The organism is Bacterioplanes sanyensis (assembly GCF_002237535.1).
Taxonomy (GTDB): domain Bacteria; phylum Pseudomonadota; class Gammaproteobacteria; order Pseudomonadales; family Oceanobacteraceae; genus Bacterioplanes; species Bacterioplanes sanyensis_A.
Genome location: NZ_CP022530.1, coordinates 626,190 through 644,936, shown reverse-complemented (window position 1 = coordinate 644,936; position 18,747 = coordinate 626,190). Strand labels below are relative to the sequence as shown.

Annotated in this window: 17 protein-coding genes; 1 reads left to right on the top strand and 16 read right to left on the bottom strand. The window is 51.0% G+C overall.

Annotation, left to right across the window (positions count from 1 at the left end):
• Positions 1–4: 4 nt before the first annotated feature.
• From CHH28_RS02920 to CHH28_RS02845, 16 genes are all read right to left on the bottom strand, one after another.
• Positions 5–1,273, bottom strand: coding sequence for an ABC transporter permease (locus CHH28_RS02920; protein ID WP_233243725.1), 1,269 nt, complete (start codon positions 1,271–1,273; stop codon positions 5–7).
• Positions 1,234–1,917 (bottom strand): hypothetical protein, encoded by a 684-nt coding sequence (locus tag CHH28_RS02915; protein WP_094058894.1) that lies wholly within the window; start codon positions 1,915–1,917, stop codon positions 1,234–1,236. Before CHH28_RS02915 ends, CHH28_RS02920 begins: the two co-directional genes overlap by 40 nt.
• Entirely contained in the window at positions 1,914–2,633 is a 720-nt protein-coding gene (locus tag CHH28_RS02910; protein ID WP_094058893.1) for an ABC transporter ATP-binding protein, read from the bottom strand. The genes CHH28_RS02915 and CHH28_RS02910 overlap by 4 nt, the downstream gene beginning before the upstream one ends.
• Entirely contained in the window at positions 2,623–3,333 is a 711-nt protein-coding gene (locus tag CHH28_RS02905) for a tetratricopeptide repeat protein (protein ID WP_094058892.1), read from the bottom strand. The genes CHH28_RS02910 and CHH28_RS02905 overlap by 11 nt, the downstream gene beginning before the upstream one ends.
• 26 nt (positions 3,334–3,359) lie before the next feature.
• Positions 3,360–3,611, bottom strand: a complete 252-nt coding sequence (locus CHH28_RS02900; protein ID WP_094058891.1) for an acyl carrier protein — start codon at positions 3,609–3,611, stop codon at positions 3,360–3,362.
• Complete coding sequence (locus CHH28_RS02895; protein WP_094058890.1) at positions 3,592–4,764, bottom strand: hypothetical protein; 1,173 nt, start codon at positions 4,762–4,764, stop codon at positions 3,592–3,594. Before CHH28_RS02895 ends, CHH28_RS02900 begins: the two co-directional genes overlap by 20 nt.
• Complete coding sequence (locus CHH28_RS02890; RefSeq protein ID WP_094058889.1) at positions 4,764–5,690, bottom strand: alpha/beta fold hydrolase; 927 nt, start codon at positions 5,688–5,690, stop codon at positions 4,764–4,766. The genes CHH28_RS02895 and CHH28_RS02890 overlap by 1 nt, the downstream gene beginning before the upstream one ends.
• On the bottom strand, positions 5,687–7,651 hold the full coding sequence (locus CHH28_RS02885) for an NAD(P)/FAD-dependent oxidoreductase (RefSeq protein WP_094058888.1): 1,965 nt from the start codon (positions 7,649–7,651) through the stop codon (positions 5,687–5,689). The genes CHH28_RS02890 and CHH28_RS02885 overlap by 4 nt, the downstream gene beginning before the upstream one ends.
• Complete coding sequence (locus CHH28_RS02880) at positions 7,651–9,510, bottom strand: acyl-CoA dehydrogenase (RefSeq protein WP_199243992.1); 1,860 nt, start codon at positions 9,508–9,510, stop codon at positions 7,651–7,653. The genes CHH28_RS02885 and CHH28_RS02880 overlap by 1 nt, the downstream gene beginning before the upstream one ends.
• Positions 9,497–10,543, bottom strand: coding sequence for a hypothetical protein (locus tag CHH28_RS02875; protein ID WP_157729741.1), 1,047 nt, complete (start codon positions 10,541–10,543; stop codon positions 9,497–9,499). Before CHH28_RS02875 ends, CHH28_RS02880 begins: the two co-directional genes overlap by 14 nt.
• Positions 10,540–11,070 (bottom strand): hypothetical protein, encoded by a 531-nt coding sequence (locus CHH28_RS02870; RefSeq protein ID WP_094058885.1) that lies wholly within the window; start codon positions 11,068–11,070, stop codon positions 10,540–10,542. Before CHH28_RS02870 ends, CHH28_RS02875 begins: the two co-directional genes overlap by 4 nt.
• Positions 11,064–11,933, bottom strand: a complete 870-nt coding sequence (locus CHH28_RS02865; RefSeq protein WP_094058884.1) for a hypothetical protein — start codon at positions 11,931–11,933, stop codon at positions 11,064–11,066. Before CHH28_RS02865 ends, CHH28_RS02870 begins: the two co-directional genes overlap by 7 nt.
• Positions 11,930–12,970, bottom strand: a complete 1,041-nt coding sequence (locus CHH28_RS02860) for a hypothetical protein (RefSeq protein ID WP_094058883.1) — start codon at positions 12,968–12,970, stop codon at positions 11,930–11,932. The genes CHH28_RS02865 and CHH28_RS02860 overlap by 4 nt, the downstream gene beginning before the upstream one ends.
• A 2-nt stretch (positions 12,971–12,972) precedes the next feature.
• Positions 12,973–14,106, bottom strand: a complete 1,134-nt coding sequence (locus CHH28_RS02855; protein WP_094058882.1) for an amino acid decarboxylase — start codon at positions 14,104–14,106, stop codon at positions 12,973–12,975.
• Between the two features lie 101 nt (positions 14,107–14,207).
• Complete coding sequence (locus tag CHH28_RS02850) at positions 14,208–15,680, bottom strand: class I adenylate-forming enzyme family protein (RefSeq protein ID WP_094058881.1); 1,473 nt, start codon at positions 15,678–15,680, stop codon at positions 14,208–14,210.
• A 619-nt stretch (positions 15,681–16,299) separates the two neighbouring features.
• Positions 16,300–17,301, bottom strand: a complete 1,002-nt coding sequence (locus CHH28_RS02845; RefSeq protein ID WP_094058880.1) for a helix-turn-helix domain-containing protein — start codon at positions 17,299–17,301, stop codon at positions 16,300–16,302.
• A 414-nt stretch (positions 17,302–17,715) separates the two neighbouring features.
• On the opposite strand from CHH28_RS02845, the gene CHH28_RS02840 reads away from it, so the two are divergent.
• A complete protein-coding gene (locus CHH28_RS02840; RefSeq protein WP_094058879.1) occupies positions 17,716–18,618 on the top strand; it encodes a sterol desaturase family protein in 903 nt (300 codons plus the stop codon).
• Positions 18,619–18,747: the final 129 nt, after the last annotated feature.

Here is an 18,747-nt window from a genome sequence, read left to right as displayed (position 1 = left end):
CACCTTATGAAAAACGCAATGCATTGGCGACTGGGAGTCGCGCGGCTTTGTAGGCAGGATAAAGGCTGGACACCACAGCAATGATGACGCCGAGAGCAAAGGTCTGCCACAAGATATCCGCTACGATCAGAACCCGAATGGGGTAGTCCTGAGTGCTGCCTGGTGGTGTTGGCATCATCCATTCTGCCCAAGTGATAAATTCGGCGCATGCAATGCCCGCGAAGACTCCTACCAATGCGCCCAACAGACCAAGAACCAGAGCTTCTAATAAAACCAGACCCACGACTTGTAGCGGTGCTGCGCCCATAGCGCGAATAGTACCCAGTTCTCGGGTGCGCTCCATCACAGCCATCATCATGGTATTGGAGATACTTAGCGCAACAATAATAATGACGATGATGCGGACAAAACCAAAAATACCGTCAAACAAGGCCACCACTTGGTGGTAATAGTCTGCCAGCTGATCCCAGCGCCGTGTTTCAATTGCCAAACCATGCAGCTCAAAAAGCGACTGCAATTGCCGTTGAGCGGCTTGCGTGGTGTGAGTGTCTTCCAATAACACCACCAAGCGAGTGACGGCATTGGTATAAAGCAGTTCTTGTGCATGACTCAGGTTTAAACGTACTAATCGATCATCTAAAGCTTGTGTGCCGGTATTAATAACGCCACTAACGCGAATATCCACGGCATTAATGGCGCCGTCAGTAGTGCTGGCCATCAAGGTCAAGTAATCACCTACCTCGATGTCCAATGACTCAAATAAGCCTTGGCCAAGGAGTGCACCATCTGTGTCCATAGGAAATAAATCTTCACCAGCGACGATTTTAATGGCAGAAGACAATAATGCTTCGCTATCTGCATCCACACCGACTCCCATAATCGCCAATGACTGTTTGCCGTCGCTGAGCAAGCCATTAAAGTTCAATCGCGGAGCCATCACCAGCGGCTGGGCATGTTCGTCAATCAGATTTTGCACAGTCTGCAATGACGCTGCATCGAGCATGTACTGATCCGGCTCGGCTTTGGCGAACTGGTTATAGCCTTGTGCGTATACCTGAATGTGCCCCAATTGTGAGCGGATCATGCTTTCACGCATGCCGTCGTACATGGATTGCACAAAGCCACCGAATACCACCAAGCTCACGCAACCAAACATAATCGCAGCCAGCGTAATTAGACTGCGACGGTAGTTTCTTAATACGTTGAGGGTGGCCATTTTTAGCCCTAAACCGGTCATAACGCCGCCAATGCCTGTTGCGCTTTGGTGCTCCATTGCTCTGCATGTTGATCTATGCCCTGCCAAACTTGGCGGGCGGCATCAGGTTCTCCGTTGCGTAATAATGCCTGACCTAGGTAATACTCAACAAACGCCAGGAAATCGGCGCCATACCGCTGGCCAACTTGCTCGCGCACCATGGTTAAGTCTTGCACGGCAAAGTGCGCACGTTTTACAAACGCAGGCATATTAGCGCAGGCGATGCCTCGCTGTAGCCGCGCTCCCAAGTGGTGGGGGGCCTGCTTAATGGCGCGATCCATATAACGTGTGCCTTTGCGCATTAATACGTTTAACTTGGCCAGATTGTCGGTATGTAAGCTGGACTGATAACTCAGCAGCGAACCTAGTGCCGCCATCAGTTCAGCGTCTTCAGGCGACGCTTTTAATGCCTGAGTTAGCGTATGTTGCAGTTGTTGGATGCGCTGTTCATCGCGGCTGCTTTCCGCGGTTATGTTCGCCAGTTCGGCCAGCCAGGCTATACGTTGTTGTTGTGTATCCGTGTTGTCTGTTGCTGCTGCAATTTGCTGACGACGTTCGTCTACCGTCATGGCGATTGCAGTGGGGTAGCCGGATACTTCACTAGCGAGCGCTGGTTCAGTGATCAGCATTAATGCTAAGAATAGAAGGTTTAAAAATTTCATACGCTTGTCTGCAACTGAGAAGGTGAAAAGGACGACGTGAGTTGGCTGTCTTGAGTAATACGACCGTCTTTTAAGGTAAGAACACGCGAGGCACGTGTCATCACATACTCATCATGGCTGGCGATAATAAAGGTAATGTCCTGTTGCCGATTTAACTGCTGCATCAGCGTTAAAATGGTTTCGGCGGTGTGCGAATCCAAATTGGCGGTCGGCTCGTCGGCCAAAATTAACGCCGGCTGTGTGACCAACGCACGGGCGATAGCAACGCGTTGCATTTGACCTCCGGACAAATGCACTGGGCGCTGTTGCATTTGTGCGCTCAGCCCCACCTGTTGCAACGCGTGTTGAGCGCGCTGCTTCGCTTCACTATTAGAAATGCCCTTAAGCGTAAGTGGGTACATAACATTTTCTAACGCTGTGAGTACCGGAATCAGGTTAAAGGACTGAAAAACAATGCCAATGGTTTGTAGCCGTAACTTAGCCCGTTGAACTTCATTCAAGGAACGAACGTTGTTGCCAAGAATGCGAACCTCGCCCTGGCTGGCATCGTCCAAGGCACTGATCAAGTTCAGCAGGGTGCTTTTTCCACTGCCACTGTTGCCTTTAAGGACAATAAATTCGCCCCGGTCGATACTCAGATCAACGCTTTTTAGCGCACACACCTGAGTATCGCCCAATGGGTACTGTTTTCCGACCCGAGTTAATTCAACCAGCATATCCGCTCTCTTCCGCGAGCATGGCTTCTGGCATGGCTTGGCAAGTATCTAACAGGGTATTCGGACAAGGACCGAGCGCCATGGCCTTACTGAAATACCCGGACGCTCGATTGCTATCCTGTTGTTGATAGGTGTGTGCCAGTGCGATGTACACCAATTGCTTTATCGCGCCAGGAAACTGCTCGTCGTTTTCGATTTGCTGTTGAAACCAAGCTTCGTCTTCAAATACCGTATCCGCATGGCCACTAATCTCTCCAACAAACGCAAAGGTCATTAGTCGAATCAGTCGCACCTGAACATTATCTGGGGTTTGCTCGGCCGCTTGGTCAATTGCGTCCATCGCCGAGCGCAGGCGTACCAGCTTGTAGATTCCCATGCCAGGGTCAAACATGGCCCCTGCCAGTTTGCCGTCATTGGCGTAATAAGCAGCTTGGGCAAGAGTATTATCTTGTTGCTGTTGCAGCGCCTGGCCCAATAGTGCGTCGGCTTTATCCAAATGGTTGTGGTGGCTATATAGCTGCCCCAACTCGAGCATGACATCGACATCGTTTGGGTCCTGCTGCAATGATTGCTCTAGGTAGAGCACTTGCTGTTGCTGTTGTTCGTTGTACGGCACCGGTGGAAAATAGATCGGTGCTGCACCACTGAACCAAGCGATGACGTTACCAATAATAAAGCTGGAGACGATTGCGGTTAACATGTTCTTAGCCACCTTAGGTTTCTCCGTTAAAATTCGACTGAGTTTTCGAGCAGTTGCTGATCCATTTCACGCAGTGTCGTATGCTCATCAAAGACCAGATTTTCAGGATTCATAACACCTGGGTAGATTTGCTCACAGATCAAAATTACCTCGACAATATTGAGTGAATCGACTCCCAGCTCGGCTATCGGGGTGTCGGCATCCACGCTATCTTTGTTGAGCATCTGAGCCACTTGTGTGCACAGCTCGTCCAGCTTTTCAGTTAAGGTTACAGTCATGATCGTCTCCTATTGGGTGTTGAAATCTGAGCAAATAATCCAGTGTTAATGTCAGCATCGGCAGACTCGGATTGTTGGCCAGAGTGTTTTTTAGTTGTGGTTTTATCAATGCATTACTCATCAGCGGTGGCATAAAGAAGCCCATCTGCCGTAGCTGAGAGCAGGCGTAAAAAAATAGCCGTTGGAAACTTTCCAAAATATTATTTATGGGACGACTGTGTACCCGAAAGGCATAATTTGGAGCAGCAGTGCTGTCTAAGGTTAATAACAGTGCTTTACCTTGGCTTTGCACCACTGTTCGCAATTGGTGCTGTAGCTGTGGCCAACCAAAGTGCTTCCAAGCCAATTCATCCAGCCGGTTGCGATCGGCACCTGGGCTGAGCTCAGCTAACTGTTGATAAACTGCTTTTACACGCTGGCGCAGTTGCTTGCGTCGATTTTTAAATAGGGTAAACCAGTCGCCGATGTTCAACTGAATACCCAGATGTTCGGCTGAACTATTATTGATTGCCAGCTGTACCTGCGGCGCTGGGCACAGCTCTGCTGCCAGAGTCAGTTGCGCGAATAACGCTGTGGTCACCGGAGCGAGCATTTGGCGTGAACAGGCGGGCAGTGCAGACAGCAGTGTGTATTCGATTGCGTCGGTATCTGGGCCTGCATCTCGGCCCGCATTCATAGCGGTATCCTGATCAGCAGGGCCAGTCACAGCTGCCAACTGACCATTAACCAGGTCACGAACAATCGGCTGCGCAAGATCGAGGGTGGAAGTATCCCCGCTCAATGCAATGGCATTCTGACATTGGTAATTCTCTGCCTCGACCTTGTACCAATGTTCGGGAAATATACGCTGCACATGGTGTAGCAAGGTGTTGTTGGATAAAGCAAAACCAAAAAATCCAATTTCATCCAAAATGGATTCATCCACCGCAGTGTGGCTTGCGTACTCGGGCGCCTGTGTGGAGATAAAAGCCGTCGCTTGGCGTGTATCAAGGTACCAGGCCAATGTGTGCTCAACACCTTGCCAAATGAATAACTGCTCAGCGGTGAGGATAATGACCAATTGATCCTTGTAGGCAGGATTGGCTTCCACGTGGCGCTGAACCTGCTCCAGCGATTCGCCGGGGCGAATAGTGATGGGCTGATAGGCATTCATTACGCTGCCTCCCGCTGCTCAGCCCAAGGCTGTAGCCAAGCGGCTAAAACATGCCCAGCAGGCATAATGACCGACATATGATGGCTGCGAGGAATGACCTGGCTGGCACAGTCCAATTGCGGATGTATGTACCACCGGTGAATGTGGTCGACCAAATCCGGCTCAATAATTTCATCCAACTCACCCACTAACAAGCGGCAAGGAACGGTCAGCTTGCCAAACAGCTCTGGGTAATTTGTGTGGCTGTAAGCACTGATCAATGTGTAGGTGTAGTCGTATACACGCGTATCGTTTGGAATCGGGCGCGCTGTCATGGTGGGAAATTGCATCACCACTTGATGACGAAGGAATGGTAGCCAAGCGGCTAACAAATAGCGCAGCGTTTTTATTTTAGGTAAATAACGCGCGGCTTCGTCGGACATCGGTCGATGACGCGATTGGCGCCGCCAGTAACGTGCCAAATATTGCATAGCTGCACCTGAAAAGTCGTAACGACGGGTTTCATCGGTTTTCGACAGTGGCGGTGAAATGGCAAAATAGCCGTCAATGTCGTCGCAGCCATAGCTGTCGATATAGCCCAAAGCCACCAGCGAACCGGCGCTGTGACCGCCAATGATTAAACGTTCGGCGCCCAATTCTTTTAAGTGCTTTAGCAAATCGGCTAAGTCGTCCTGCAGTTGCTGGGGATAGTCCAAGTCGCCGGGCTTCCCCTCGCTATCGCCGTGACCACGCCAATCCGGCAAGCACACCGAAATGCCTTTGTTCTGACAACTGCGTGCTAGGGTCACATAGCGTAAATTATTCATCGTGGCGCCATGCAAACACACCAACACTGGGCCAAGGCCGCGCTGCTCTGCATCTGCGCGCGGAAACCAGCGGTAGGCCAGTGTGGTTTTATCCCGTGCCTGATACTGCAAAGTAATCACAATGCCACCTCAACATCGTCTGTGGCGGTGTCAGCTTGCTCGTGAGTGTGATGGTGTGCCGGATCGAACAGCAGACGCTGATCGACAACGCTGTCCATAATGGCGTCCGGCTGTTCACGGGCGAAAGCCAGAAATACCGGCACCATGCTTGGCATGGCGATAAATTCATCCGTTTGCTGCCACAGTTGATTGGCTAGGTGCTGCGCTTTGTCGAGCTGCTGCTGTGTTACATCTGTATCACTGGTTACCACCACCTGATTGGAATGGAACGAATGCCGCTCAACGGTAACTTGAAACTCGTTGTCCGATTGCTCAGATACCCACTGACTGATTTTTTCACCTAAACGGCACAGTAGTTGTGGTAAATCCTGCTCATCAAATAAGGGTGCTTTTAAGATATCCACTAGGGTGAAGCACTGTTGTACAACACGTCGATGGGCAAGATTTGGCAGGTCCAGCTTTGCTTGAGTGATACGCAAGAAGACTTCAGTAAAGAGCTTGACTCGCAAGTCGATACGCCAGCCATCACGACCACTTTGCCCCATTAAATAAACGAAATATTTATAGTGGTCCGCGCCGGATTCAAAAAAGCCTTCATGATTGCGATCAAAATAGCGATCTTGTTGCAGCATGGTGTGGCGAGCGCTCAAAATCTGGCGTTGCAACATCAACTCCAACGCCATGTAGCCTCGGCGCAGGTAGCTTTTACGCTGCCAATACTCAAGGTCACGATAGTGGTCGGCCATATAATCCCAGGCAATTTCAACAAAGTACGCTGAGGTGTTGTAAGCGGCAATGGCATTCGCCAACTCAGCGCTGTCCAGCACCGGGTAAATCGTTGCAATGTGCGCATAGAGCCCTTGATAGAACTCTTTCGCCATCTGATTGTACTGGGGTACTTGCTGCGCCAGGCGCTGATTGGCGATGTCGTCATCAGGCTCGTTAAAGTCCATCACAATCTGCTGACTGATGGCATCATTTAACAAGGCAATAACATCACCGCCACCACTGAACAATGGGTCTAAAAACATAGCGGCGAAGCCAGAGGTAGCCCAGCGGTCGCGGAAAAGAAACTCATCAGCGCGATAGGCCAACTGCCCCCAGGCTTCAAAGTCTATGAGCTCGGCGCCGTGCAGTAACTCTTTAATGGCGCTGTGTTGATTTAAAAAATGTAAGAACTCATCTTGTTTTTTCGGCCAGCGTTCAAACTTAGCTTGCTCGCCGACAATACCGACGCTGGTGTAACCACCACTTAACGGAATAAACCACACCCAGTAGCCATCACCGGTGAAATGCAGGGTTGATAAAAAGCGGCCAAAGGCTTTTTGCCGCCACTGGGCACTGCCCAGTGAGTCGATATCCTGAATGTCTTTGAAACGTCCCCAAGCGGCAAAGTTCTGCGGCACGTTGTCGAGCTTATGCAACTTCTGATGTTTGCGCGCTACCCGATGGCGTCCAGAGCAGTCCACCACCCATTTGGCTTGGTGAGTGTATTCCTGTTGCTGATATTGGTAGCTGAGCTGATGTTTTTGTTGGCCTTCTGCCACCGTCCAACCCACTACCTTGGCGCCTTGCAGTACCTCGATACCTTGTTCACGATTCATCTGCATCAGGTCTTCCTCCAGCCGCGCTCGGTCAAGCTGGAAGGCGGGGTGTGGAGGAATGGCTGTAGTGCCATGTTCGCTCAGTTGCTCCAACGGCCGGTCATGCTGTGGAGAGTCAAAAAAGAAGCGCAAACCATTTTTTGGCAAATGACGACGATACAGATAATTCACCAAGCCAAGGCGCTTTAGAAAATAATGCCCTGTCATCTCTACCGTGGCCTCACCGACCTTGCTGGCAAAGCCCTGGCGTGCTTCCAATACTTGGATTTTTAGCGCCGGCTGCTCCAACTTTAGTTGCCTTGCCAGTGTTAACCCAGCCCAGCCACCACCGATAATAATCACGTCAAAGGTTTGCATCAGCCGTTTACTCCCGCAATTAAATCTTGCCACTGTTCGCTGGCCATGGTGTGAGATGCGTCGTCATTGCTGACGACCGCTAAGGTAAAGGCACTGCGCGGTAGTTCATTCAAAATAAAATACTGCGCACTGTGTAATTTGCCGCGATAAAACGCATCGCTGTGTTTTTTATCGGCCTGAGTGAGGGCTGAAGTGGCAGCCATCGCACCATCCAACAGCAGCCAGCCGATGGTGACATCGCCCATAAGATGCAAAATACGTGTGCTGAAAGTGGGGATGCGCTCGAGCTGTTTACTTTTAACCCACTGGCCTACCTGCTGCAGGCACTGGTCTAAGTGTTGATAGGATAGAGTGAGTTGCTCCACCAGCGGCTTTAGTGCTGGGAAATCGCTGGCACGCGCTAATGTTGCGTCCACTTGCTGCTGGTAGATGCGATACAGCTTGCTCTGGTTTCCCATGCCCAGCTTATCGCGGATTAAATCCTGGCTTTGAATAAAGTTAGTGCCTTCCCAAATAGATAGCACTTTAATATCGCGCGCGTACTGCTCGATACCAGTATGCTTTAAATAGCCCTGGCCACCGCAGGTTTGTATGGCCAGCTCGCATATGCGCCAAGCTTGGTCAGAAATATAGGCCTTTACCACTGGCGTGAGCAGATTCATCAAACCTTGATGATGTGTGCACTCTTGCTCTTTGTCTACGTCTTGCTGATAAATACTGAGATAGCTTTCTGATAACGTTAGCCGGGCAATCAAAGCACGACAGCCTTCAACTTTGGACTTCATTTCCAGCAACATGCGCTGCACATCGGCGTGTTCAATTATATTCACGCGATCAGCACGTGGATTAAAACTTTCCTGAAAACGTTTACCTTGCAAACGGGTACTGGAGTAGTGCAGGGCGTTTAGGTAGGCCGATGAAGCCATTCCCAGTGCATACACCCCGGTACTGATGCGCGCTTGGTTCATCAGCGTTAGGAATTGCAGTAAACCCACATTCTCGCGCTCACCCATCAGGTAGGCGCGACAGGGACCATTTTTGCCAAAGGTCAGGTGCGTATTGGCACATCCTTTAAAGCCCATTTTGTCGGCTAGGGCGACGCACTCGACGTGGTTAAACTCCCCTTGTGTACCATCTTCTTCCACCCAGTATTTGGGCACAATAAAACAGCTTAAACCGAAGGTGCCGTCACCACTTTGCTCGCCTCGGCCGAGCACAAAATAGACGGTGTTATCGGTTAGATCGTGCATGCCTGCGCTGATTAAATACTTCTCGCCTTGCAGCAAATAGGTACCATCTTCTTGGCGGCTGCCGCGCGTTTTGACCAGCGACACATCGGAGCCAGCTTGTGGCTCGGTTAATGCCAAGCAGGACGTCCATTGTGACGTCGCGAGTTTATGTTTGAATAACTGTTGCTGCAGCGCGGAGCCGTAACGCTCTAGCAAAGTGGCCGATGGCAAACAAAAGCCGCCATAGGTCATAAAGCTCGGATGTGCACCCATAAACATTTCTAACAGCATTTGCATGACCATCGGCGGCAGCGGGCTGGCATCGTCACGATCGTCGTTGGCTAAGTCGCCCCAGTCCTGTTGAAAACGCTGCCACAGTTCTGGGTACTCGCGCGGTAGTTGTACGCTGCCATCAATCAGTTGACAGCCTTGCTCATCTGACGACTGATAACTGGGACCCAGGTGTTGGTACGCAAATGTCTGCCCACGCTGCAAAATGGTGCTGATGTCAGCATCAGAGCACTTCGAGTAGCGCGGGTGCGCTAATATTTCAGCGAACTTAGGAAATTGCTCCCACAGCAAAAATTCAAAGTCCCTGAGGTCGGCTTTATAGAAATTACGCTTCTCCATACTGAGCTCCATAGTGCTGTGGTAGCTGTTGCCAGCTGTGGCTGGGGTGCCAATGAAATACTTGATTGTGGTGGCCGCGAAAACGCTTTTGTGGATAACTCATGGCGCTTCGCACCATGGCATAAAAGGCGTCTGCACTGTGTTCCTTAACCGCCAGTGCCGCCTGAAACTGACGTAGACTGGCGTCCAGGGTGAGGCGCTGACGATGCACGGCTCTGGGAATAAACCCATGCGGGTGGTTGCTGTCAGAGGTTAACCGCAAGCAGCCAATACGACCGCCGCCGCCGAGGGTCAATATCCATATCTCGCGATGCTGTTGAGACAATAAATAGGTGTGCATTTCTCGCAGTGGTTTGATGCTGAGAAAATGCTGTTGATCACTTTCAACACTGGTCAGCCAATGGCGGACCTGCTGCGAAAAACCTTTTAGTAATTGTTTCCCCCAGCGCGAGTGAATATCAAACGACACCACAGGTGTATCTGGTGCGGTGGCTAGGCGACGCCGCACCAAACGAATCAGCTGCAGTAACCCATCTAACCCGCTGGGTTGCGATAGCAAATCGCACTCCAGTATTTTCGCTTCATCACACGCAGTCGCCACTTTGCTAAGCCAGGACACGGCGATACCGGTTACAACGGACAAACCATCCTGCTCGGGCTGAATACCAATTCCTAAGCTGTCCAGGCAGTCCTGCTGGCGATATTGATTTAGCTCCAGTTGCACCACCAACACATCTTGTTGTTCGCTGCTGGCGAAATCGAGAATTGCGGCATGCCAACTGGTACAGGCACTGGCGACAAAATCTAATTGCAAATCGGGTTGTGCGCGCTGGCTCAACCAGCTTTGCAAACTGTCATCCAGCAATACGTTTACTTCTGCCGCTGAGGTCAAATACCAAAAGCTGGGAAAATCCACCTCGTTTTTCCAGCTGGCCAACTCACGATCCAGCGCTTGCAATAAAGCGGTTGAAGAAAGTGCTTCGGAGTTGGCTGGCTGCAAAAACCAAGAGCGACGAATGAACAAGTCCATCAAGCCGTTGCTCCTTGGCTCACGCTGCTGTCTTGCAAGGGTGCCAGCTGATGAGCCGATAAATACTGTGAGCAGACGTCTAGGCAGGTATTGGCCCAATTTTCATCTGGATGATACAGGCGCAGTGTTAAACGATTGTCGCCGGCTTCCAATGGATACCGCGGCAGTGCGTTATCAATAACCAATAAAGGGACAGAATTGGTGGGCCAACGGCTTTCTTCATCCTCGACGCATTGCAGCATTAATACCCGCTGATCAAGAAACGCGCGTGGCATGCGCCCGCCGGCTGGCATTTGCATCGACATTAATACCTGCAGCGTCTCCAGTTGCTGCCATGCGGTATGTAGCAAACCTTCCAATAGCCGGTAATGCTCGGAATGGTTGAGTAAAATAGCCACATCACCGACGGGCAATGCCGCCACACTGGCAAAATCACGTGGCGTGACCAATGGCAAAGTCATGGTTTGTGCCAGCGTTGCAGTATGTGGATAAGGGTTGGCGGTGAGCTCAAAAGTCCGTTGTATCAGCATGCCACACGCTCCTGAGGCCATTGAAAAGCATCGTTCAAATAACAACGACTGTCTGCACCCACAGATACTTCGGCCCAACAGTAATAGCCATTTAATGCAATGGAAGCTGGCAGGTAGCGCTGCTCAGTGGGCGCAGTTTGTTGTTGCTCGATGATGGCCAGCCAGGGGTCGGAGCCAAACACATGGCCCCAGCGTGCATGGTGATCTGGCAGCCGTGTTTGCTCGGCCAATAATTTATCGAATATTTGGCGTATATGATCGGGAAAGAACGGCAAGCCCAGCGTTATATCATCGCGTTGGCTGGTGTGGCGACGAATTAAAGTGGCAAATTCGGGTGTAGCATTCCAGGTTTGCGCGCAACTGGTGGCGAGATGTTGCAGTGCACTATCGACATCTTCAACATCCAACCACACCGAGGTCAGGCCAAAACCACTGTGGCCCCAGTTTTCATTTTGGCGCCAGAAGCTCAGTCCCATCAAGTTGGCGTCCAGAATACTGAACAGTAACTGCCCTTGGCTTTGGCCTGCTTGTTTGAGCTGACTTAAATAGTATCTCAGCGTGTAGCCCCATGAGGCACATTCGTAGGTATTGATGTAGCTACTGGGTGCCAGCGGGTCGTCGGCGTGGCGAAAGTGAGTAAGCGACAGCGCCCCTGAGGTAAAAGGCAGTTCCAACATGGTGGAGCATAAAAAATGCCTTGCTCCAGTGAGCGGTTCGCCTTCTGACTGTTCAGATGTCAGCTGTTGATGATGTTGATGCATCAATCCAGCCAGAGCACGGGCCTGCTCCTGCAGTGATAAATGACTGTCATCGCTGCTGGTTGGAATAGGTGTAAATGCAGCCGCCTTTAAACGCAGTGTCATAGTCGCTGGCCTTTTAACTTACTGTAGATCTCGAAAAAACAACGATACGAGCTGCCTTCCATTTTGCTAAAGCCCAGCAGATCGCGTTGCACTTCGGTGCGTACCACTTTGTTGTCCATCACCAGATTCAGCAGTAATTCATTGCTGGCAAACTTGGTAGCCAGCACCCGGTTAACGCTATGAATGGAGAAATGATTGTTCTCTAATTGACGCTGACAGACGCCAATTAGGTACTCGATATGATGTTGATCTTGATGATCGAGGTGGACTTCCTTGTGCTGATGAAGAAACAGCAGATGATGCATTAAGGATTTAACAAAGCGTGGCCGAACCAGAGTTAAAAAGCGGTTCACACTGCCTAAACCCCCACCGCTGAGCATCATGTCGGTGGTCACGGCTACTTCGCCGCTGCAATTACCCAGTTGCAAATGGCCGTCCAGATACGTGTTGCCCACGGCGCGCTGGTTTAATTGGGCACACAGCTCTGGCGGCAACATCACTGTGACCGGAAAGGGTTTGCCGGGCTGGGCAGCAACTATCATGGCAAAGCCCAGTTTGTGGGCCTCAATACCATGCATTTTGTCCACTTTAAGGCGCAGCTCATGGTCGGCTTGATACAGCTGCGTACGCCAGTGAGCCAGCGATGGACCACCTTTATCGGTCATTAAAAAATGTCCAAAAATTCCGTCATTAACCCAGTCTTGAACTTGTTGCAACTGGCTGGGTGTGGCGGTCAGGCTCATCATGATGGAGCCAAATAAACCAATCATGGAATGAAAATGCGGGGCTAACCCCTCTTGCTTGATGCAATCAATCAATTGATCGATAACCCAGGTTTGTTCGAACTGCTCCAGTGGCTGTTGCACCGATGAAGCACGCTCCGGTGCCAGCGGCTGCAGTGAGTCCTCAATCAGCATGTTGGCATCCAATAAGCGCAGCACGGATCGCTGTAACAGTTGCTCAAAGGTTGCAGGCACGTCTGCCACGGCGGACAAAGGTTGTGTAATAAAATGACCCAGGGTCGTTGCAATGCTCATGGTCACTCCACTATGTAGGTATTGGCGGTGGGCAAATTGAGAAATGGAGAGACGGTGTAACTGGCGTTATAGGCACCGCAGTCGGCAAATATTGCGAAATCCCCAACCCCGATGCTGGCGTCGTTGAGCTGGCCAATAAGGTCGTCTTTATTGCATGAGGTGCCTGCTAGTAGCCAGGTACCAGTGTGGCCAGCGGGGGTGGTGTTATGCACTACCGTAGGCTGGGCATAACGGCGGAAGGTATTTTCGGTTTGCGCTAATAGAAAATTCTGCGCCATGCCACCATCACAAATTGCATAGTGGCGATCTTCAATGGTTTTGGTGTAGCGCACTTTTGTCACAAAGTGGCCTGCGCTGGCCATAATGCCGCGACCACTTTCGTGTGCCAGTGTGACATGGCTGGGGAACTCGGCTAACAGATGACGGTATTGCTCAAAATCGAAATCATTCTGTTGCCAGTGCTCATCGAACCCACCGCCAAGGTTTAAAAAATTCAACGGGCCGTCGAGCAGCTGTTGAATGCGCTCTACACACTGCAATGCCGCTTGCGCGGTACTGATAGCATGGCGCTCAAATTGGTAGGAGCCGGTAAATAGATGTACGCCGCCGACTTCCAGTTGCAGCTGCTGACAGCGATTGATGGCCTGTTGTAGCAGCGGCCAGTCCATGCCAAAGTGGTTAGCGCGCAACGATGGTTGTGGGTCATAATCGCTTAATACGCACGGATTCAAACGCAATATCAGCGGTGCAATCGGGCGCTTGCCAACAAAATCTTTCATCACCTCTAGCTGTGCCGGATGGTCGATGATGATCTGCGCTTTGCTGGCAATGGCGGCGCGCAGAAAGTTTTTATCGGCCGATGGGTTGTTGATGTAACGCGGTGCTTTGCCGGTGGCCATCAGCCCAAGTTCACCCTGTGAGGCCAGTTCAATGCCATCGGTAAAAATATGACCACAGCGAACCATCAGCTCTAGGTTGCTATTGGCTTTGAAGGAATAAATCAATTGAGTCCCGAGCGCCTGCTTTAGCGCCTTGAAATTACGCTCCACCGCAGATACGGAATAGACGTAGCATGGTGTGGACAGAGCACAAGGCTCCTCCTGAAGCATTGGCTTCAGTCGCTCAATAGATTGCATGTTGTTTTACCTTATTCGGGCTAAATACCGGCGTGCTAATGGCATAACTTGGTTATGTCGGCATCCGCAAGTAGGTGTTATTAGTATCTATGTTATGTCTGCTATTGCGATTCTTGTGCGAGCTCTTGCTGTAATTTGCGTTTATCCACTTTGCTGTTGTCGGTGAGTGCCAATCTGTCAGCAAAGCGAACTTCTCTCGGCATGTAGTCTTTGTCTATATGTTCACGTGCCCAGGCGGAAAACTGCTGTTGATGCTCTTTGTCATTGCATTGCAATTGAATAATCGCGGCGGCAATCTCATCGCCATTATTATCTTGTGCGGCGATCACTGCTGACAGCTCCACCAGTGGGCAGGTCTCCAGCACAGATTCAATATCTTTTGGGTACAAGCAAAAGCCTGCTTGTTTGATTAGGTCTTTTGAGCGCCCTTTAAAATAGAAGAAACCATCGTCATCAATGCAAAATAAGTCGCCCGTGGCCAGCCAGTTATCATCGCGATAATCACCCGGGTGAAGCTTGGCACCGCCTTGTGCTTGTGGGTCGCAATAGGCTTGCATCACCGCTGAGCCTCGTACATACAGCTCGCCTACTTGCCCTACTGCGGCCTCAATATGGGTGTCGCCCTGTTGAATAAACACTTTCGCCTCTAATCCAGGCACGGGCTTGCCTACCGAGCCTGCTTTGCTGTGCCAATGCTCGGGTGGCAAATACAAAGCACGTTTGCACTCGGTCAGGCCATACATGGCATACACGTCTAACTCTGGGTGGTAATCCTTCCAGCGTTGAATCACCGCTTGCGGCAGATGGCCACCAGTATTGGTGATACCGCGCAGCGTGGATAAATCCGGCTTTAATACCGGCAACAAACGCACTAACGCCGACGCCATGGCCGGTACCAGCGGCAGCAAGGTAATGCGCTCGTTGCTTAACTGCTTGATCACTGCCATTGGATTAAACGATTGTGATGACAGCAGGGTGTGACAATCGCAATAAAGCGCAAACAATGCCTGGTACAGGCCGTAGTCAAACGACAGCGGTGACAAGCATAAAATTCTGTCGTCTGCTTGGATGTTTAAATACTGGCTGATGGACGACAGCGCTGTGATCACATTGTGATGTGTGAGCATAATGCCTTTGGGTGTTCCAGTACTTCCTGACGTATATATCAGTAGAGCCAGGTCGACACCGGTGACAGCCTGCGCGTATTTGGTCACAAATTGCTTGGGCGTGGCGACGTAATTACCTAAGCACTGGATCTGGCTGCCCTCAATCAGGTAGCGAGCATTACAATCAGTGGCGATGGCATGGATGGCGGAGTCTGCTATACCAGTTTTAACCGGAACAACCACGATGCCTTTGCTCCATAAAGTCAGCATCCAGGCGATGGAGTGGACGGAGCTATCGACAACCAACAAGCATTTGTCGCCAAAATTCAGAGGCATCTCTAGCTGAGTCAATGTATCCAAGCAAGCCATGCAGGTATCACTACTTAACTGATTGCCCAAGGTATCTGTTATTGATCCTTGCCAATGGTCGGACACCACGCGTGGATAAAACTCCGCAAGTGAAAACATGCCTTTCCTCTGAATGAGACAACTTCCCGAAATGGAAAAATTAAGCTAACCGATAAGCGCCAGAATATAAATGCTTTATTTTTAATTTGTGAAGACTTGTTCTAGCGATCCTGAAAGTATCAGTAATAAGTCTTAGATGATGATGTCTGACTTAGTGCAAAGTGAACAAACGGTCGGACATAATTAATAACTGATTAGAAAAATTTGTCGCTTTGGTAACAGAATTGTTAACGCTTTATGAAACTATCCGGTGTCGAATGGCCATGAAATTCAGCATGACGCGTTTTGTCTCCAGGGTGTTGGTAGGTGTGCGGCTAATTAATAGCCATGTCGTTATTATTTAGTTGATAGGTGTGTCATCTGTATTAATTTGATTTTTATATCAACCGACTTTGTCAGACAATTAAGTTGCACGTTCGTGCAGCTAATATGATTTTTTATGCCATTGTTTTTTAATTGTTAGGCTTTGGCTTGCAATGATGCTTGCCGATATTTAATTGGCTGGGGTAGGGCAGCAATAAACCTTTTAGAGTGTACAACTGCGATCTGTGCGTCTTGTACAATGGCTGTATATTTTATTTCTGGTGACGACGGTTCTCTTGTTACAGCGTCGATGTCGTTACGGTGACAGATGCTGCTTACGAAAGGCAGACGGAGTCATACCACTCCAGCGTTTGAAGGAGCGCGTAAAGGTACTTTGATCGCGATACCCCAATAGCAGCGCAATATCCAACAGTGACAGCCCTGGGTCGCACAGGTACTGACGGGCCAGTTGCTCGCGCGTACGCTCCACCAGCCCTTGCCAATGTAATTGGCGTTTGTGCAGACGCCGTTGCAACGTGCGTACTGAGCAGTGCAATTGTCGCGCGGCGGTGTCGAGGCTGACATGGCCATCGGGAAGTTGGCGCACCAGCTGTGCCTGCAGCTGACGCTCAAATTCATCCGGCTCTGGCAGGGCTTTGAGCATGGCACTGGCTTGCTCTTCTAGCAGTTTACGCAAGCCCGGCTCGCTGTTACGCAGCGGCAGCATCAAGGCCGAGGCATGGAACGTCAGGCCGCTGCGTTGTGCACCACCGATCACAGGGCAGTCAAAAAACGCTTCCATCGCGTGCAGTTGGGCTGCGCCGGGCTGATGGCAAAAGGACACTTGTTGCAGTGGTAACGCAGTGCCTGCATCTATGTGCTGACGCGCCAAATACACCAACGCACACAACCCAATTTCTTCTGCTTCTGGCAGATGCTGCTCCGGCTGCCAGTAAATGCCGGCCTGATCGCCATGGCTTTCTAGGCTTGCCAATGGGCGGCCATAAAACAGCGTTTCGAAACGTTGGTAAGTTGCCATCGCTTGGCCTAAGTGATCGCAGGCCACCACCAAATAGCCAAGCACACCAACATGAGTGAGGGTCACCCCTTGCGCCACCTCCAGTGCTTGGTTGGTTTGCTGCGGACGCAGTGCAAAGGCTTGGTTTAACAGGTGTTGCCAGTACTCGATGGGCACAGCATCGCTGGGTTGATACTGGGCGATTTGCGCGCGTATGCCAGGTGCGGCCAGTTGATGGCGATCAAGCCAGTCGGCTAACAAACGAATCCAGCTGCCGTTAACGCGAATCGCTGAGCTCATAGCGGCCTGTCTCCCAAACTAGAATGTGGCGTGAAATGCTAAAAGTGTGGCATCTAATATCAATAACTCTCGCCAATATCGCCTTAGGCTGTCAATGACTCACAGCCGCTGCCACTAGCAGCCTGTTGAAAAAGTCTTTGCATGCTCAGCGAGACCTGAAATGTGCAGCTGGTGTGTTTTGTCTCGACGGACAGGGTGGCTCCCTTTCCTAGAGGCAAAGCGCAGCAGATGTGCGTTTAAGGCCTCGCCCGACGGGGCATTCGGGCTGGCCCGGACTCTGTGTTCCCATTTCTCGATGGGTGGACACACACCTTCAAAATGGCGCCTTGATTCCGAACCAGCCCGAAAGCCTGAGCCGGAAAGACTTTTTCAACAGGCTGCTAGCAGCGGTAAAAATAACAACAGGAGCAGATGATGAACGAACTCACCGGAGCGATGATTTTTATTCTGTTGGCCGGACCTGTGTTTATCTCGGTCATTGCCTTGGAGCGCTGGTGGCTGCTGCGCCAGGGGCGCACCGAGGCCTACGATGTGCGCGAGTCACTGGCCAACATCGGCACTGGCTTTATCTACAAAGTCGGCGATGCGCTGTTTCTTATTGTGGCTGGTAGCGCCGCTTATCTCGGTGTGCACAGTCTGGGCTGGGGTTGGAGCTCTGGCCATGGCTGGCTCGATTTTATGCTGCTGTTTGTCCTAGTCGACTTCACCTTTTATTGGGTGCATCGCTTTATGCACGCCACGCGCTACGGTTGGACCGGCCATTGGGTGCATCACAGTTCCGAGCGCTTTAACTTTTCCACCGCTTTGCGCCAGACGCCCATGGTCTCATTTAATGGCGTGATGCTGGTGGCGCTGCTGCCACCGGCTTTGGTGGGCTTTCCGTTGGAGTACGCCGTGGTGGCGTTAGAGCTGAACTTGTTCTTCCAGTTTTTTATTCACACCGAGGCCATTCGCCGTATGCCAGCCTGGTTCGAGTGGCTGTTTAACACTCCCTCGCACCACCGAGTTCATCACGGCAGCAACCCAGCGCAAATTGATACTAATTTTGCCGGTGTGTTTATGCTGTGGGACCGATTGTTTGGCACCTTTGTCGATGAGCGCGATGCTGGCGAGATTCGCTACGGCGTCGATCATCGCCCGGCGACCACACTCAACCCACTGCGCTTGGTGTTTGCCGAATTTTTCAGTCTGCTGCGGGATGTGGTGCGCTACCGCGATGTGCGCATTATTTGGAAGCATCCCTCTTGGGTGGAACAGCACTATGCTGATAAGCCGGACACTAATGCGCAAAGCTGGGTTTCTCCCCCACAATCGTAAGGGTAATGCGCTGCTTTTATAGTCAGCTGTTAGACACCTTGTGAAAAGTCAGCGCTGCTGTGTCAGGGAGTGTGGGCAGCGTATTGGTCGCCTTATGCCTTGCTGCTAGGCTGCAGTGTTACTGCTGTG